Origin of the sequence: Streptococcus sp. HMSC056C01, assembly GCF_001811305.1 — a bacterium.
Lineage (GTDB): Bacteria > Bacillota > Bacilli > Lactobacillales > Streptococcaceae > Streptococcus.
The window spans coordinates 28,633-44,569 of sequence record NZ_KV804209.1; the positions used below are offsets into that span (position 1 = coordinate 28,633).

Genomic DNA, 15,937 nt, shown 5'->3' on the forward strand with positions numbered 1-15,937 from the left:
GACGCGGTTTGAATTTGATTTTCGAAGAGTATTAATTTCTTATTTTATAAAAGTGTATATACTATCGCATAGACTTATTAAGCCTGTCTTTCTTTACCCAATCGCAAACAAAAAATGTACAGTAAAAATTTTGTTGCAAGCCTTTAAATTACAGGCTAGGAAAATTTTTACTAGCTTTGATAAGTATGATAATTCTAACTGATATAACCACAGTTCTCGTCTTTAATATCAAGATAGTTCTGGGCCTAATTTTTTTATAGGATTGGCTATTAGTAAGAAATATGGTATAATATAGGGTGAGACCTTCTTAATAAATAGTGAAAGAGTATAAAATGAAAAAAATTGTCATTAACGGTGGGAGACCATTGAAAGGTGAAATTACGATTAGTGGCGCTAAAAATAGTGTCGTTGCCTTGATTCCTGCCATTATTTTATCAGATGATGTTGTGATTTTGGATTGTGTTCCGGACATCTCTGATGTAGCTAGTCTTATTGAGATTATGGAAATCATGGGAGCTAGTGTCAAGCGTTATGACGATGTTCTTGAGATTGATCCTCGTGGTGTTCAAAATAAACCAATGCCTTATGGTAAAATTAATAGCTTGCGTGCGTCTTATTATTTCTATGGTAGTCTTTTAGGTCGTTTTGGTGAAGCAACTGTAGGTTTGCCTGGAGGGTGTGACCTAGGACCACGTCCGATTGATTTGCACTTAAAAGCATTTGAAGCTATGGGAGCTAAGACAACCTACGAGGGAGATAATATGAATCTCTCAACCCAGGGATCAAGTCTACATGGTGCGCATATCTATATGGATACTGTTAGTGTTGGTGCAACAATCAATACAATGCTAGCAGCAGTAAAAGCTAAAGGTCGAACAGTTATTGAAAATGCTGCTCGCGAACCTGAAATCATTGATGTGGCTACATTATTAAACAATATGGGCGCTCACATTCGTGGAGCAGGTACAGATATGATTACAATTGATGGTGTGGATAGCTTGCATGGGACACGCCACCAAGTCATCCCTGACCGTATCGAAGCAGGTACTTATATTTCAATGGCAGCTGCAGTAGGTCATGGGATTCGAATTAATAATGTACTTTATGAGCATTTAGAAGGATTTATTGCTAAACTTGAAGAAATGGGTGTTCACATGACTGTTTCTGAAGACAGTATTTTCGTCGAAGAGCAAACAAATCTAAAGGCTGTTAATATTAAGACAGCTCCTTATCCAGGTTTCGCAACAGATCTTCAACAGCCTATTACTCCCTTGCTATTAAAAGCAGAAGGTCGTGGCACATTGATTGATACAATCTATGAAAAACGTGTCAACCATGTTTTTGAATTAGCCAAAATGAATGCAGATATTTCAACAACAAACGACCACATACTTTATAAGGGTGGAAATCCTTTGCAGGGTGCAAAAGTTAAGGCAACAGACCTACGTGCTGGAGCTGCCTTAGTTATTGCTGGCTTGATGGCTGAAGGAAAAACAGAGATTACCAATGTTGAATTCATCCTTCGAGGCTACTCGAATATTATCGAAAAATTGCGTAATCTTGGAGCAGATATTGAGCTAATTGAAGATTAGCAATTTGAGGATTGCAATGAATATCTGGACTAAATTAGCAAAATTTTCTTTCTATGAGACGGAACGTTTATATTTCCGTCCCTTCTTTTTTACGGATGTAGATGATTTTCATCAACTTGCATCAGATCCTGAAAATCTTCAATTTATCTTTCCTGCACAAGCAAGTATTGAAGAAAGTCAGTATGCTCTTGCCAATTATTTTATGAAATCACCTTTGGGGATTTGGGCTATTTGTGATAAAAATGAGCAAAGAATGATTGGAGCTATCAAGTTTGAAAAGCTTGATGAAATTAAGAAAGAAGCAGAAATTGGCTATTTTTTAAAGAAAAACTATTGGTCTCAGGGTTATATGACTGAAGCAGTTACCAAATTACGAGATTTATCCATGAACGAGTTTGCCTTGAAGCAACTTTCGATTGTGACACATCTAGAAAATGTTGCTAGTCAGAAAGTAGCAGAAAAATCAGATTTTGTTCTTTATCGTCGTTTTAAAGGTAGCGATCGTTATACCCGAAAGATGCGGGATTATCTAGAATTCCGTTATACAAAAGGAAATCTAAATGAGTAAACACCAAGAAATATTAGCCTACTTGGAAGAATTACCAGTTGGGAAGCGTGTTAGTGTTCGTAGTATTTCAAATCGGCTGGGAGTAAGTGATGGTACAGCATATCGGGCTATCAAAGAAGCTGAAAATAGAGGACTTGTTGAAACACGTCCTCGAAGTGGAACAGTACGTGTAAAGTCAAAAAAAGTAGCTATTGAGAAATTAACGTTCGCAGAAATTGCAGAAGTTACAGGCTCGGAAGTTTTAGCTGGTCAAGCTGGATTGGATAGAGAATTTAGTAAATTCTCCATTGGAGCGATGACTGAAAAGAATATTCTTTCTTATCTTCATGATGGCGGCTTACTTATCGTAGGAGATCGAACACGAATCCAATTATTGGCACTCGAAAATGAAAATGCAGTTCTAGTAACAGGTGGATTTGAAGTTCACGAAGATGTTTTAGAATCTGCCAATAAGAAAAATATTCCAGTATTACGCAGTAAACATGATACATTTACAATTGCGACTATGATCAACAGAGCTTTGTCCAACGTTCAGATCAAGACAGATATTTTGACGGTTGAAAAAATCTATCGTACTAGTCATGAATATGGATTTCTACAGGAAACGGATACTGTCAAAGATTATCTAGACTTGGTTCGTAAGAATAGAACAAGCCGTTTCCCTGTCATTAATCAGCATCAGGTTGTTGTTGGTGTAGTTACTATGCGTGATGCAGGTGATAAATCTCCAGGAACGACCATTGATAAGGTCATGACAAGGACTGTCTATATGACTGGTTTAGCGACGAATATCGCTAATGTTAGCCAGAGAATGATTGCTGAAGACTTTGAAATGGTACCTGTTGTGAGAAGTAATCAAACTTTACTTGGTGTTATTACTAGACGGGATGTCATGGAAAAGATGAGCCGCTCTCAAGTTTCAGCTTTGCCAACATTTTCAGAACAGGTTGGTCAGAAGTTATCTTACCACCATGATGAAGTTGTCATTACGGTTGAACCATTTATGTTGGAAAAAAATGGAGTCCTTGCAAATGGAGTTCTTTCAGAAATTTTGACACATATGACGCAGGATCTGGTCGTGAATAGCGGACGTAATCTCATCATTGAACAGATGTTGATTTACTTTTTACAGGCTGTTCAGATTGATGATATCTTGCGAATTCAGGCTAGAATTATTCATCATACGAGAAGGTCAGCCATTATCGACTATGATATTTATATCAATCATCAAATCGTATCAAAAGCAAATGTTACTGTAAAAATTAATTAAAACTAGGAGAAAACATGATTACATTAAAATCAGCTAGAGAAATCGAAGCAATGGATAAAGCTGGCGATTTTCTTGCCAGTATTCACATCGGTTTGCGTGACATCATCAAACCAGGTGTAGATATGTGGGAAGTAGAAGAATATGTGCGTCGTCGTTGTAAAGAAGAAAATTTCCTTCCACTACAAATCGGTGTTGATGGGGCAATGATGGATTATCCTTATGCCACTTGCTGTTCACTCAATGACGAAGTAGCCCATGCTTTTCCACGCCACTATATTTTGAAGGAAGGCGATTTGCTGAAGGTTGATATGGTTCTTGGTGGGCCAATCGCTAAGTCTGACCTCAATGTTTCTAAACTCAACTTTAACAACGTTGAGCAGATGAAAAAATATACTCAAAACTTTACGGGCGGCTTGGCAGATTCTTGTTGGGCATACGCTGTTGGTAAACCGTCAGAAGAAGTTAAAAACTTAATGGACGTGACCAAGGAAGCTATGTACATTGGTATTGAAAAAGCTGTTGTAGGAAACCGTATTGGAGATATTGGAGCTGCTATTCAGGAATATGCTGAAAGTCGTGGTTACGGCGTTGTTCGTGATCTTGTAGGACACGGCGTTGGTCCAACTATGCATGAAGAACCAATGGTTCCTAACTATGGTATCGCAGGTCGCGGTCTCCGCCTTCGTGAAGGCATGGTTTTGACAATCGAACCTATGATCAATACAGGTGATTGGGAAATCGATACAGATATGAAAACAGGTTGGGCACATAAAACAATCGATGGTGGACTATCATGTCAGTACGAGCATCAGTTTGTTATTACTAAAGATGGGCCTGTAATCTTGACAAGTCAAGGTGAAGAGGGAACTTATTAAAAAAAAGGAGCTGAGCTCCTTTTTTGATTCTTTCAAGTTGAAAATAAATTTGCGTAGCGGATTTCTTACAAACGTTTTCTTTTATAGTAAAATAAAAGATGACTATATGAAAGAAGGTTCTTAATTGGAAAGTATTTTATTTTTTATTTCTGTCTTTATAGCTGGGATCTTGTCATTCTTTTCTCCCTGCATCTTTCCCTTGTTACCAGTCTACGCAGGTGTTCTGCTAGATGATCAAGAGGAGTCAAGGACATTTCGTTTTTTGGGTAAAGATGTTGCCTGGTCAGGATTGATTCGGACACTCTGTTTCATTGCGGGTATCTCTCTCATCTTCTTTATTCTTGGATTTGGAGCAGGATTCCTTGGGAATTTACTTTATACTGACTGGTTCCGTTATGTCATGGGAATCATGATTATTATACTGGGTTTGCATCAGATGGAAATTCTTCACTTACAAAAATTAGAGGTACAAAAAACAGTAACATTTAAGCAAAAACAGTCTAGCAAATATATGTCGGCCTTTTTACTGGGTATCAGCTTCAGCTTTGGCTGGACTCCATGTATAGGCCCAGTTTTAAGTTCTGTTTTAGCACTGGCTGCCTCAGGAGGAAATGGAGCTCTTCAGGGAGCCTTATTAACCCTCATTTACACTCTCGGAATGGCGCTTCCATTTTTAGTTCTGGCCTTGGCATCAGGTCTTATCATGCCTTATTTTAGTAGAATCAAATCCCACATACTTTTATTGAAGAAAATTGGTGGTTTATTGATCATTCTCATGGGAATTTTATTAATGTTGGGACAGTTAAATGTCTTATCTGGAATATTAGGATAAAAGGAGTTATCTATGAAAAAAATTATCTATTTTGGGCTTAGTTTCTTGTCTCTCTTTCTTCTGATTGCTTGTGGCAAGGAAGAGAAAAAATCAAGTCAAGAAAATCAAACGACTCAGACACAGCAGCAAGCAACTGTGAAGCAAGTGGCTGTAGGAGCAGAAGCACCTGATTTTACGCTTCAATCAATGGATGGAAAAGAAGTGAAATTATCTGATTTTAAAGGTAAAAAAGTTTATCTTAAATTTTGGGCATCTTGGTGTGGACCATGTAAGAAGAGTATGCCAGAATTGATGGAGCTTGCTGCTAAGGAAGATCGTGATTTCGAAATTTTATCTGTCATTGCGCCGGGTATTCAAGGTGAAAAAACGATAGATCAATTTCCAAAGTGGTTTGAAGAACAAGGTTATAAAGACATTCCTGTTTTATATGATACAAAAGGAACTGTTTTTCAAAATTATCAAATTCGAAGCATCCCTACAGAGTATCTAATTGATTCACAGGGTAAAATTGCTAAGATTCAATTAGGTGCGATTAGTAACGCAGATGCAGAAGCAGCTTTTGCTCAAATGAAATAAAGTAATGAAATATAAAAATGTCTAGACAAACCGTCTAGACATTTTTTCTAACTTAAATTAGTTTTTAGAAGCTTCTTGGAATTCAGGGTTTTTCCAAGCTTCATCAATGATAGCTTTCAATTCTTTAGCAGAAGCTTGCATTTTTTGAAGTTCAGCATCGTTCAATGGGATGTTCACTGGACGTACAATACCGTGTGCTCCAACAACAGCTGGTTGACCAATGAAGACGTCATTGATTCCGTATTGGCCTTCTTGGAATACAGAAAGTGGAAGTACTGCGTTTTCATCATCAAGGATTGCTTTAGTGATACGAGCAAGGGCAACGGCGATACCATAGTATGTAGCACCTTTTTTGTTGATGATTGTGTAAGCAGCGTCACGAACACCTTCGAACAATTCGATCAATTCAGTTTCTTGAACATTTTGAGTGTCCTTAAGGAATTCTTCAAGGTTAACACCAGCAATGTTAGCGTGTGACCAAACGGCAAATTCTGAGTCACCGTGTTCACCCATGATGTAGGCGTGAACTGAACGAGCGTCTACATCCAATTTTTCAGCAAGGGCTTGACGGAAACGAGCTGAGTCAAGAGAAGTACCTGAACCGATAACGCGTTCTTTAGGGAATCCTGAGAATTTCCATGTAGAGTATGTCAAAACGTCAACTGGGTTAGCAGCTACAAGGAAGATACCGTTAAATCCTGATTCAACAACTTGTGTTACGATTGATTTGTTGATTGCAAGGTTTTTACCAACAAGATCAAGACGAGTTTCACCTGGTTTTTGAGGAGCACCAGCAGTGATAACTACAAGGTCAGCGTCCGCACAGTCAGCGTATTCAGCAGCATAGATCTTTTTAGGTGAAGTGAAAGCAAGGGCGTGGCTAAGGTCAAGAGCGTCACCAACAGCTTTTTCGTGTAATTGAGGAATTTCAATGATACCAAGTTCTTGGGCAATTCCTTGGTTAACAAGAGCGAAAGCGTAAGATGAACCTACGGCACCATCACCGACAAGGATAACTTTTTTGTGTTGTTTAGTTAATGTCATTTGTCTAAACATCTCCTTCATTTTTTAAGGGCTTCCCCCGTTTAGTTTCATTCTATCACTTTTAAATAGCTTTGTCACGAATATAACATCCACTTAGCTATGTAAACGTTTTAGTCGTACTGTAACACTGAAATAAGAGACAAACTATGGTATAATATATCTAGTTACTAATAGTGAAATGAGGCATTTGTTAATGCAAGATAAAAATTTAGTGAATGTCAATCTGACAAAGGAGATGAAGACCAGCTTTATCGACTACGCCATGAGTGTTATCGTATCGCGGGCCCTTCCTGATGTTCGAGATGGTTTGAAACCAGTTCATCGTCGTATTCTATACGGTATGAACGAATTGGGTGTGACACCAGATAAACCTCATAAGAAATCTGCTCGTATTACAGGGGATGTCATGGGTAAATACCACCCACACGGTGACTCATCTATCTACGAAGCTATGGTTCGTATGGCGCAATGGTGGAGTTATCGATACATGCTTGTAGATGGGCATGGGAACTTTGGTTCCATGGATGGTGATGGTGCCGCAGCTCAGCGTTATACTGAAGCACGTATGAGTAAGATTGCTCTTGAGATGCTTCGCGACATCAATAAAAATACCGTTGATTTTGCAGATAACTATGATGCCAATGAACGTGAACCTTTAGTTTTGCCAGCTCGTTTCCCAAATCTTTTGGTCAATGGAGCTACAGGTATCGCTGTTGGTATGGCGACCAATATTCCACCACATAACTTGGGTGAAACCATTGATGCAGTGAAGTTGGTCATGGATAATCCAGAAGTTACAACCAAGGAATTAATGGAAGTTCTTCCTGGTCCAGATTTTCCAACTGGTGCCCTTGTTATGGGGAAATCAGGTATTCATAAGGCCTACGAAACTGGTAAAGGATCGATTGTGCTTCGTTCTCGTACTGAAATCGAAGAAACTAAGACTGGTCGCGAACGTATCGTTGTAACAGAATTTCCATACATGGTTAATAAGACCAAAGTCCATGAACATATTGTGCGTTTGGTTCAAGAAAAACGTATCGAAGGTATTACAGCTGTTCGTGACGAATCAAACCGTGAGGGAGTTCGCTTCGTAATTGAGGTGAAGCGTGATGCATCTGCTAATGTTATTTTGAACAACTTGTTCAAGATGACTCAAATGCAAACTAGCTTTGGATTTAACATGCTGGCTATCCAGAATGGTGTACCAAAGATTCTTTCTCTTCGTCAAATCTTGGATGCTTATATTGAGCACCAAAAAGAAGTGGTGACTCGTCGTACTCAATTTGATAAAGAAAAAGCTGAAGCACGTGCCCATATCTTGGAAGGTTTGCTGATTGCTCTGGACCACATCGACGAAGTTATTCGTATCATCCGTGCCAGTGAAACGGATGCAGAAGCCCAAGCTGAATTGATGAGCAAGTTCAAGTTATCTGAACGTCAAAGTCAAGCAATTCTCGATATGCGTCTTCGTCGTTTGACAGGTTTGGAACGTGACAAGATTCAGTCAGAATATGATGAGCTTATTGCTTTGATTGCTGACTTGGCAGACATTCTTGCAAAACCAGAACGTGTAGCGCAAATCATCAAGGAAGAATTGGATGAGGTCAAACGTAAGTTTGGCGATCCACGTCGTACTGAGTTGATGGTTGGTGAAGTCTTGACTCTTGAAGATGAAGACTTGATTGAAGAGTCTGATGTCCTCATCACTCTATCAAATAAAGGTTATATCAAACGTTTGGACCAAGACGAATTTACAGCTCAAAAACGTGGTGGACGTGGCGTTCAAGGAACTGGAGTTAAGGACGATGACTTTGTGCGTGAATTGGTTTCAACCAGCACTCACGATCATTTGCTATTCTTCACCAATAAAGGACGTGTTTATCGTCTTAAGGGGTATGAAATTCCAGAATACGGTCGTACAGCCAAAGGTTTGCCAGTTGTCAATCTTTTGAAACTGGATGAAGGTGAAAGCATTCAAACCATTATCAATGTTGAATCAGAACGTAGTGATGATGCTTACCTCTTCTTTACAACTCGCGCAGGTATTGTCAAAAGAACCAGTGTCAAAGAATTTGCCAACATTCGTCAAAATGGTCTCAAAGCCTTAAATCTGAAAGATGAGGATGAGTTGATTAATGTCTTACTAACTGAAAAAGACACAGATATCATCATCGGAACCAGATTAGGTTATGCAGTTCGTTTCAATCAGTCTTCAGTTCGTAGTATGAGTCGTATCGCCACTGGTGTTAAAGGGGTAAATCTTCGTGAAGGTGATGCTGTAGTGGGAGCGAGAGTGATTACTGATCAAGATGAAGTCCTTATCATTACTGAAAAAGGATATGGTAAGCGCACAGTTGCGACTGAATATCCAACAAAAGGGCGTGCCGGTAAGGGAATGAAAACAGCCAATGTTACTGAAAAAAATGGTCCTCTGGCTGGTCTCTTAACAGTAAAAGGGGACGAAGATCTGATGATTATCACTGACACAGGTGTCATGATTCGAACCAATGTTGCCAATATTTCACAAACGGGACGTTCAACTATGGGAGTAAAAGTGATGCGTCTAGATCAAGATGCTAAGATTGTGACTTTTACAAGTGTTGCAGCAGCAGAAAAAGAAGAAGTTGGGGCAGAACAGGAAACAGAAAGTGAAGCATAATGTCTCAAAAAAAGAATCAAAGTAAAAAAAATAAACGTAAAAATCTACTGATTAACATACTGGCAGGATTCCTAATCTTGCTATCTATCGCTTTAATCTTCAATGCTAATATTCGTGATATGTTCATGATTTGGAACACTAATAAGTATCAGGTCAGTCAAGTGACCAAGGAAGAGATTGAAGAGAACAAAGAAACAGAAGGAAATTTCGATTTTGACTCTGTAAAATCACTTTCCTCGGAGGCAGTCCTATCAGCTCAATGGAATTCCCAGCAACTTCCGGTAATCGGAGGGATTGCCATTCCAGAGCTTGAAATGAATCTACCAATATTTAAGGGACTCGATAATGTTAACCTTTTTTATGGTGCTGGGACAATGAAAGCCAATCAAGTAATGGGGGAAGGAAATTATTCTCTAGCAAGTCACCGTATCTTTGCAGGTGAAAATGCAGATAAGAAATTATTTTCTCCTCTTGCTCGTGCTGAGAAAGGGATGAAAATTTATCTCACTGATAAAGAAAAAGTCTATACATACGAGATTGAAGAGGTTAAAATTGTAACTCCTGATCGCGTAGATGTAATTGACGAACGTGATGGGATTAAAGAGATTACCTTGGTAACCTGTGAAGATGCTAATGCAGTTGAGAGAATTATCGTTAAAGGGAATTTGACAGAGATAAAATCTTATGCAGAGACTCCATCAGATATCTTAGAAGCCTTTAATAAACCCTATAAACAATTTTATGAATAGTAGAAGAGGTTGGGACAAAAGAGCCCGACCTCATTTTTTATTAGCAATCAAACTTTGACGCGGTAGCTGATTGAACTTTTTGTTCGTCTTTTAGACTCCAAAAAGCTCCTAATCATCCTCGCGGGGCTGGGACTACGAAATCGAGACTCTGTCTATCGATTTCTGTCCCACCGCCTTTTCTTGTCAATTTCAGAAAATAGATAGGAAAAAGACTTTTCAATTTTGGTAAAAAGTAGTATAATGTTTATATTATAGAAATTTTTAGAAAATTCCGAAAGAGGTTTGTTATGGGATACACAGTTGCTGTTGTCGGCGCTACAGGTGCCGTTGGTGCTCAAATGATCAAAATGTTGGAAGAATCAACTCTTCCGATCGATAAGATTCGTTACCTTGCGTCTGCACGTTCTGCAGGAAAGGTTTTGCAATTCAAAGGTCAAGATGTGACCATCGAAGAAACAACAGAAGACGCTTTTGAAGGGGTTGATATTGCTCTTTTCTCAGCTGGTGGATCAACTTCTGCAAAATATGCACCTTATGCTGTTAAGGCAGGCGCAGTCGTCGTAGATAACACTTCTTATTTCCGTCAAAATCCAGATGTACCATTGGTTGTTCCTGAAGTGAATGCCCACGCCCTTGATGCTCACAACGGAATTATCTCTTGTCCTAACTGTTCAACAATTCAAATGATGGTGGCTCTTGAGCCCGTTCGTCAAAAATGGGGATTGGACCGTATTATCGTTTCAACTTATCAAGCAGTTTCAGGTGCTGGTATGGGAGCAATTCTTGAAACCCAACGTGAGCTTCGTGAAGTCTTGAATGACGGTGTGAATCCACGTGATTTGCATGCGGAAATCCTGCCTTCAGGTGGCGATAAGAAACACTATCCAATCGCCTTCAACGCTCTTCCGCAAATTGACGTCTTCACTGATAATGACTACACTTATGAAGAGATGAAGATGACCAATGAAACTAAGAAAATCATGGAAGACGATAGCATTGCCGTATCAGCAACATGTGTACGTATTCCAGTTTTGTCAGCTCACTCTGAGTCAGTCTATATTGAAACAAAAGAAGTAGCACCAATCGAAGAAGTGAAAGCAGCTATTGCTGCATTCCCAGGTGCAGTTCTTGAAGATGATGTTGCTCACCAAATCTATCCTCAAGCAGTTAATGCTGTTGGTTCACGTGATACTTTCGTTGGACGTATCCGTAAAGATTTGGATGCAGAAAAAGGTATTCATATGTGGGTGGTTTCTGATAACCTTCTTAAAGGTGCCGCTTGGAACTCAGTTCAAATCGCAGAAACACTTCACGAACGTGGATTGGTTCGCCCAACAGCTGAATTAAAATTTGAATTGAAATAATGTGTAGGAGTTCTTTTGAACTCCTTCTTTAAAATAGAAAGGTGTTTTGTATGTCTTATCAAGATTTAAAAGATTGTAAAATTATCACAGCCTTTATTACTCCTTTTCATGAAGATGGCTCTATCAATTTCGATGCCATTCCAAAGTTGATTGAACATTTATTAGCACATCATACAGACGGAATCCTCCTAGCAGGGACAACTGCTGAGAGTCCGACTCTAACTCACGATGAGGAGTTGCAGTTGTTTGCGGCTGTTCAAAAGGTTGTCAACGGACGAGTTCCTTTAATCGCTGGTGTTGGTACTAATGATACACGTGACTCTATTGAGTTCGTCAAAGAGGTAGCAGAGTTTGGCGGTTTTGCGGCTGGTCTTGCGATTGTTCCTTACTATAACAAACCATCCCAAGAAGGTATGTATCAACACTTTAAAGCTATTGCAGATGCTTCTGATTTACCCATTATCATCTATAACATTCCAGGTCGTGTAGTTGTAGAAATGACTCCAGATACCTTACTTCGTTTGGCGGAACATCCAAATATCATTGGTGTTAAGGAATGTACCAGTCTTGCCAATATGGCTTACTTGATTGAGCATAAACCAGAAGAATTTTTGGTTTATACTGGTGAAGATGGAGATGCCTTCCATGCTATGAACCTTGGTGCAGACGGAGTTATCTCTGTTGCTTCCCATACAAATGGAGATGAGATGCATGAAATGTTTACTGCAATCGAAGAAAGTGATATGAAGAAAGCGGCAGCTATTCAACGTAAATTTATTCCTAAAGTCAATGCTCTCTTCTCTTACCCAAGTCCAGCACCTGTTAAGGCGGTACTCAACTATATGGGATTCGAAGCTGGGCCAACTCGTCTACCTTTGGTTCCTGCGCCTGAAGAGGATGCTAAACGCATTATCAAGGTTGTTATTGATGGGGATTACGAAGCAACTAAGGCAACTGTCACTGGAGTCCTTCGTCCTGATTACTAAGATAACTAATATAAAAAAACTTCCTAAACAAGTAAAATTGTTGGGAAGTTTTTTTCTTTTTCTACGAATAAATAGATAGAGAGAAAAACAAGGAGTCTATCATGAAAATTAAGATTGATAATTTTGAGATTTATAAGTTGAAACAAGCAGGTCTGAGTAATCAACAGGTTTTAAAGGTACTTCAATATGGAGAAATCTATGATCAAGAATTAACCCTAGAAACGATAGCAGAAGCATCAGAGTGTCGAAACCCAGTGGTTTTTATGGAACGTTATCATAAACTCACCTTCGAAAGTATGGAGAGATTAAGAAGTGACTTTGAAAAATTTCCCTCTTTTTCCATCCTAGACGATGTCTATCCCTTTGCTCTCAGTGAAATCTATGATGCTCCAGTATTGTTATTTTATAAGGGCGATTTAAATCTCTTAAAATTGCCTAAGATTGCGGTTGTAGGCAGTCGCTCTTGTAGTCAAACAGGAACAAAATCGGTCCGTAAGGTTATTGAAGAACTGGAGAATGAGCTGGTGATTGTGAGTGGGCTTGCTAGAGGGATTGATACTGCAGCGCATATGTCAATTCTTCAAGGTGGTGGAAAAACCATTGCAGTCATTGGGACTGGCTTGGATGTTTACTATCCACGTTCTAATAAACGACTGCAGGACTACATCGGTGAATATCATTTGCTACTGAGTGAATATGGATCGGGTGAAGAACCCTTGAAATATCACTTTCCAGCACGAAATCGAATTATTGCTGGCCTATGTATGGGTGTTATCGTTGCTGAGGCAAAGATGAGATCGGGTAGTTTGATTACCTGTGAGCGAGCTATGGAAGAAGGAAGAGATGTCTTTGCTATTCCAGGTAGCATTTTAGATGGTCGTTCAGATGGTTGTCATCACTTGGTTCAAGAAGGTGCAAAACTTGTTTCAAGTGGTCAGGATGTGCTAGCAGAATTTGAATTTTAAGAACTAGTAAGGCTTTATTGTTTAAACTTTTCTTCTATATATAGGAGTTAAGTCTTGACAGGTTTTTAAAAATGGTTTACACTTTATAAAGTTTATTACTTTGAAAAGGTGTGATACTGTGGCTACGGCAACAAAGAAAAAAAAATCAACAGTTAAAAAAAATCTAGTAATCGTGGAGTCGCCTGCAAAGGCTAAAACGATTGAAAAATACCTGGGTAGAAATTATAAGGTTTTAGCCAGTGTTGGTCATATTCGTGATTTGAAAAAATCCAGTATGTCAGTCGATGTAGAAAATAATTATGAACCCCAATATATCAATATTCGTGGGAAAGGTCCTCTGATCAATGACTTGAAAAAAGAAGCGAAAAAAGCCAATAAAGTCTTTCTCGCAAGTGACCCGGACCGCGAAGGAGAAGCAATTTCTTGGCATTTAGCTCATATTCTTAATCTAGATGAAAATGATGCTAACCGTGTTGTTTTCAACGAGATTACCAAGGATGCGGTAAAAAATGCCTTTAAAGAACCTCGTAAGATTGATATGGATTTGGTGGATGCCCAACAAGCCCGTCGTGTCTTGGACCGCTTGGTAGGTTATTCTATTTCACCAATTTTATGGAAAAAGGTCAAGAAGGGCTTGTCAGCTGGCCGTGTTCAGTCTGTTGCGCTCAAGTTAATCATTGACCGTGAAAATGAGATCAATGCTTTTCAACCAGAAGAATATTGGACTATTGATGGAGTCTTCAAAAAGGGCACTAAGCAATTCCAAGCATCCTTCTATGGAATGAATGGCAAGAAGATGAAATTGGCTACCAATGAAGAGGTCAAAGAAGTCTTGTCTCACCTGACCAGCAAAGACTTTAGAGTGGATCAGGTGGATAAAAAAGAACGCAAACGAAACGCTCCACTCCCTTATACTACCTCAACTATGCAGATGGATGCAGCTAATAAAATTAATTTCCGTACTCGAAAGACCATGATGGTTGCCCAGCAACTCTATGAAGGGATTAATATTGGTACGGGCGTCCAAGGTTTGATCACCTATATGCGTACAGACTCGACTCGTATCAGTCCAGTTGCTCAAAATGAAGCTGCAAACTACATTAACGAACGTTTTGGCAGTAAGTATTCTAAGCATGGCAGCAAGGTAAAGAATGCGACTGGTGCACAGGATGCCCATGAGGCTATCCGCCCATCAAGTGTCTTTAACACGCCAGAAAAAATTGCTAAGTATTTGGATAAAGACCAACTTAAGCTTTATACCCTTATCTGGAATCGCTTTGTAGCGAGTCAGATGACGGGTGCTATCTTTGATACCATGGCTGTGAAGCTCTCTCAAAATGGAGTTCAATTTGCAGCGAATGGTAGTCAGGTTAAATTTGATGGTTACTTGGCTATTTACAATGATTCAGATAAGAATAAGATGTTGCCGGATATGGCAGTTGGTGATGTCGTCAAGCAGGTCAATAGTAAACCTGAGCAGCACTTCACTCAACCACCAGCTCGATATTCGGAAGCAACACTGATTAAGACCTTGGAAGAAAATGGTGTTGGACGTCCATCAACTTATGCACCCACTATTGAAACCATTCAAAAGCGTTATTATGTGCGTTTGGCAGCCAAGCGTTTTGAACCGACAGAATTGGGAGAAATTGTCAATAAACTGATTGTTGAATACTTCCCAGATATCGTCAATGTAACCTTTACAGCTGAAATGGAAGGTAAACTGGATGATGTCGAAGTTGGAAAAGAGCAGTGGCAACGAGTCATTGATGAATTTTACAAACCCTTCTCTAAAGAGGTTGCCAAAGCCGAAGAGGAAATGGAAAAAATCCAAATCAAGGATGAGCCAGCAGGATTTGATTGTGAAGAGTGTGGCAGTCCGATGGTCATTAAACTTGGTCGTTTTGGTAAGTTCTATGCTTGTAGCAATTTCCCAGATTGCCGTCATACACAAGCTATCGTGAAAGAGATTGGTGTTGAGTGTCCAAGCTGTCATCAAGGTAAGATTATTGAACGAAAAACTAAGCGTAATCGTATCTTTTATGGTTGCAATCGCTATCCAGAGTGTGAGTTCACTTCTTGGGACAAGCCTGTTGGACGAGATTGTCCAAAATGTGGCAACTTCCTCATGGAGAAAAAAGTCCGTGGTGGCGGTAAGCAGATCGTTTGTAGCAATGGTGATTACGAAGAAGAAAAAATCAAATAAAAAAATGAGTCCTGAAAGTAAATTTCAGGCTCTTTTGATTAGTGCTTGACAAAATTCATCATTGTATGCGAAACTAGAAGAAGATTATTTTATACTCAATGAAAATCAAAGAGCAAACTAGGAAGCTAGCCGCAGGTTGCTCAAAGCACTGCTTTGAGGTTGTAGATAGAACTGACGAAGTCAGTAACATATATACGGTAAGGCGACGCTGACGTGGTTTGAAGAGATTTTCGAAGAGTATTAACTAG

At 39.3% G+C, this 15,937-nt stretch carries 14 protein-coding genes; 13 read left to right on the forward strand and 1 reads right to left on the reverse strand.

Translation table 11 applies throughout. From position 1 onward, the window contains the following. The 7 genes from HMPREF2795_RS10800 to sdbB all read left to right on the forward strand — a co-directional run. The coding region (locus HMPREF2795_RS10800) for a hypothetical protein (protein WP_222563238.1) at positions 1-202 on the forward strand (202 nt) is incomplete at its 5' end. A gap of 130 nt (positions 203-332) precedes the next feature. After that, a complete protein-coding gene (locus tag HMPREF2795_RS07185; protein ID WP_045763439.1) occupies positions 333-1,592 on the forward strand; it encodes a UDP-N-acetylglucosamine 1-carboxyvinyltransferase in 1,260 nt (419 codons plus the stop codon). Positions 1,593-1,608: 16 nt separating this feature from the next. Beyond that, complete coding sequence (locus tag HMPREF2795_RS07190) at positions 1,609-2,160, forward strand: GNAT family N-acetyltransferase (protein WP_075228549.1); 552 nt, start codon at positions 1,609-1,611, stop codon at positions 2,158-2,160. After that, positions 2,153-3,430 (forward strand): CBS-HotDog domain-containing transcription factor SpxR, encoded by a 1,278-nt coding sequence (spxR, locus tag HMPREF2795_RS07195; protein ID WP_061863167.1) that lies wholly within the window; start codon positions 2,153-2,155, stop codon positions 3,428-3,430. The genes HMPREF2795_RS07190 and spxR overlap by 8 nt, the downstream gene beginning before the upstream one ends. A gap of 14 nt (positions 3,431-3,444) precedes the next feature. After that, complete coding sequence (locus HMPREF2795_RS07200) at positions 3,445-4,305, forward strand: methionyl aminopeptidase (protein ID WP_049525847.1); 861 nt, start codon at positions 3,445-3,447, stop codon at positions 4,303-4,305. A gap of 124 nt (positions 4,306-4,429) precedes the next feature. Further along, positions 4,430-5,137, forward strand: a complete 708-nt coding sequence (gene ccdA2 / locus HMPREF2795_RS07205; RefSeq protein ID WP_049526265.1) for a thiol-disulfide oxidoreductase-associated membrane protein CcdA2 — start codon at positions 4,430-4,432, stop codon at positions 5,135-5,137. Between the two features lie 12 nt (positions 5,138-5,149). Then, entirely contained in the window at positions 5,150-5,713 is a 564-nt protein-coding gene (gene sdbB / locus HMPREF2795_RS07210; RefSeq protein WP_075228550.1) for a thiol-disulfide oxidoreductase-associated lipoprotein SdbB, read from the forward strand. A 57-nt stretch (positions 5,714-5,770) separates the two neighbouring features. Here the strand turns inward: sdbB and HMPREF2795_RS07215 are convergent, their stop codons facing one another. Beyond that, entirely contained in the window at positions 5,771-6,757 is a 987-nt protein-coding gene (locus HMPREF2795_RS07215; protein ID WP_075228551.1) for an L-lactate dehydrogenase, read from the reverse strand. 193 nt (positions 6,758-6,950) lie between these two features. Between HMPREF2795_RS07215 and gyrA the strand changes: the two genes are divergently transcribed. The 6 genes from gyrA to topA all read left to right on the forward strand — a co-directional run bounded on the left by gyrA (position 6,951) and on the right by topA (position 15,689). Continuing rightward, positions 6,951-9,419: a DNA gyrase subunit A gene (gyrA, locus tag HMPREF2795_RS07220; RefSeq protein ID WP_001153013.1), complete on the forward strand. Its 2,469-nt coding sequence runs from the start codon at positions 6,951-6,953 to the stop codon at positions 9,417-9,419. Next, on the forward strand, positions 9,419-10,168 hold the full coding sequence (locus tag HMPREF2795_RS07225) for a class A sortase (protein ID WP_000078698.1): 750 nt from the start codon (positions 9,419-9,421) through the stop codon (positions 10,166-10,168). The genes gyrA and HMPREF2795_RS07225 overlap by 1 nt, the downstream gene beginning before the upstream one ends. A gap of 287 nt (positions 10,169-10,455) precedes the next feature. Next, positions 10,456-11,532 carry an aspartate-semialdehyde dehydrogenase gene (locus HMPREF2795_RS07230; protein WP_000542499.1) on the forward strand — a complete coding sequence of 359 codons (1,077 nt, stop codon included), beginning with the start codon at positions 10,456-10,458 and terminating at the stop codon, positions 11,530-11,532. Positions 11,533-11,582: 50 nt separating this feature from the next. Continuing rightward, positions 11,583-12,518, forward strand: a complete 936-nt coding sequence (dapA, locus tag HMPREF2795_RS07235; protein ID WP_000121596.1) for a 4-hydroxy-tetrahydrodipicolinate synthase — start codon at positions 11,583-11,585, stop codon at positions 12,516-12,518. Positions 12,519-12,625: 107 nt separating this feature from the next. After that, a complete protein-coding gene (dprA, locus tag HMPREF2795_RS07240) occupies positions 12,626-13,483 on the forward strand; it encodes a DNA-processing protein DprA (protein WP_025171313.1) in 858 nt (285 codons plus the stop codon). A 118-nt stretch (positions 13,484-13,601) separates the two neighbouring features. Further along, on the forward strand, positions 13,602-15,689 hold the full coding sequence (topA, locus tag HMPREF2795_RS07245) for a type I DNA topoisomerase (RefSeq protein ID WP_000179677.1): 2,088 nt from the start codon (positions 13,602-13,604) through the stop codon (positions 15,687-15,689). Positions 15,690-15,937: the final 248 nt, after the last annotated feature.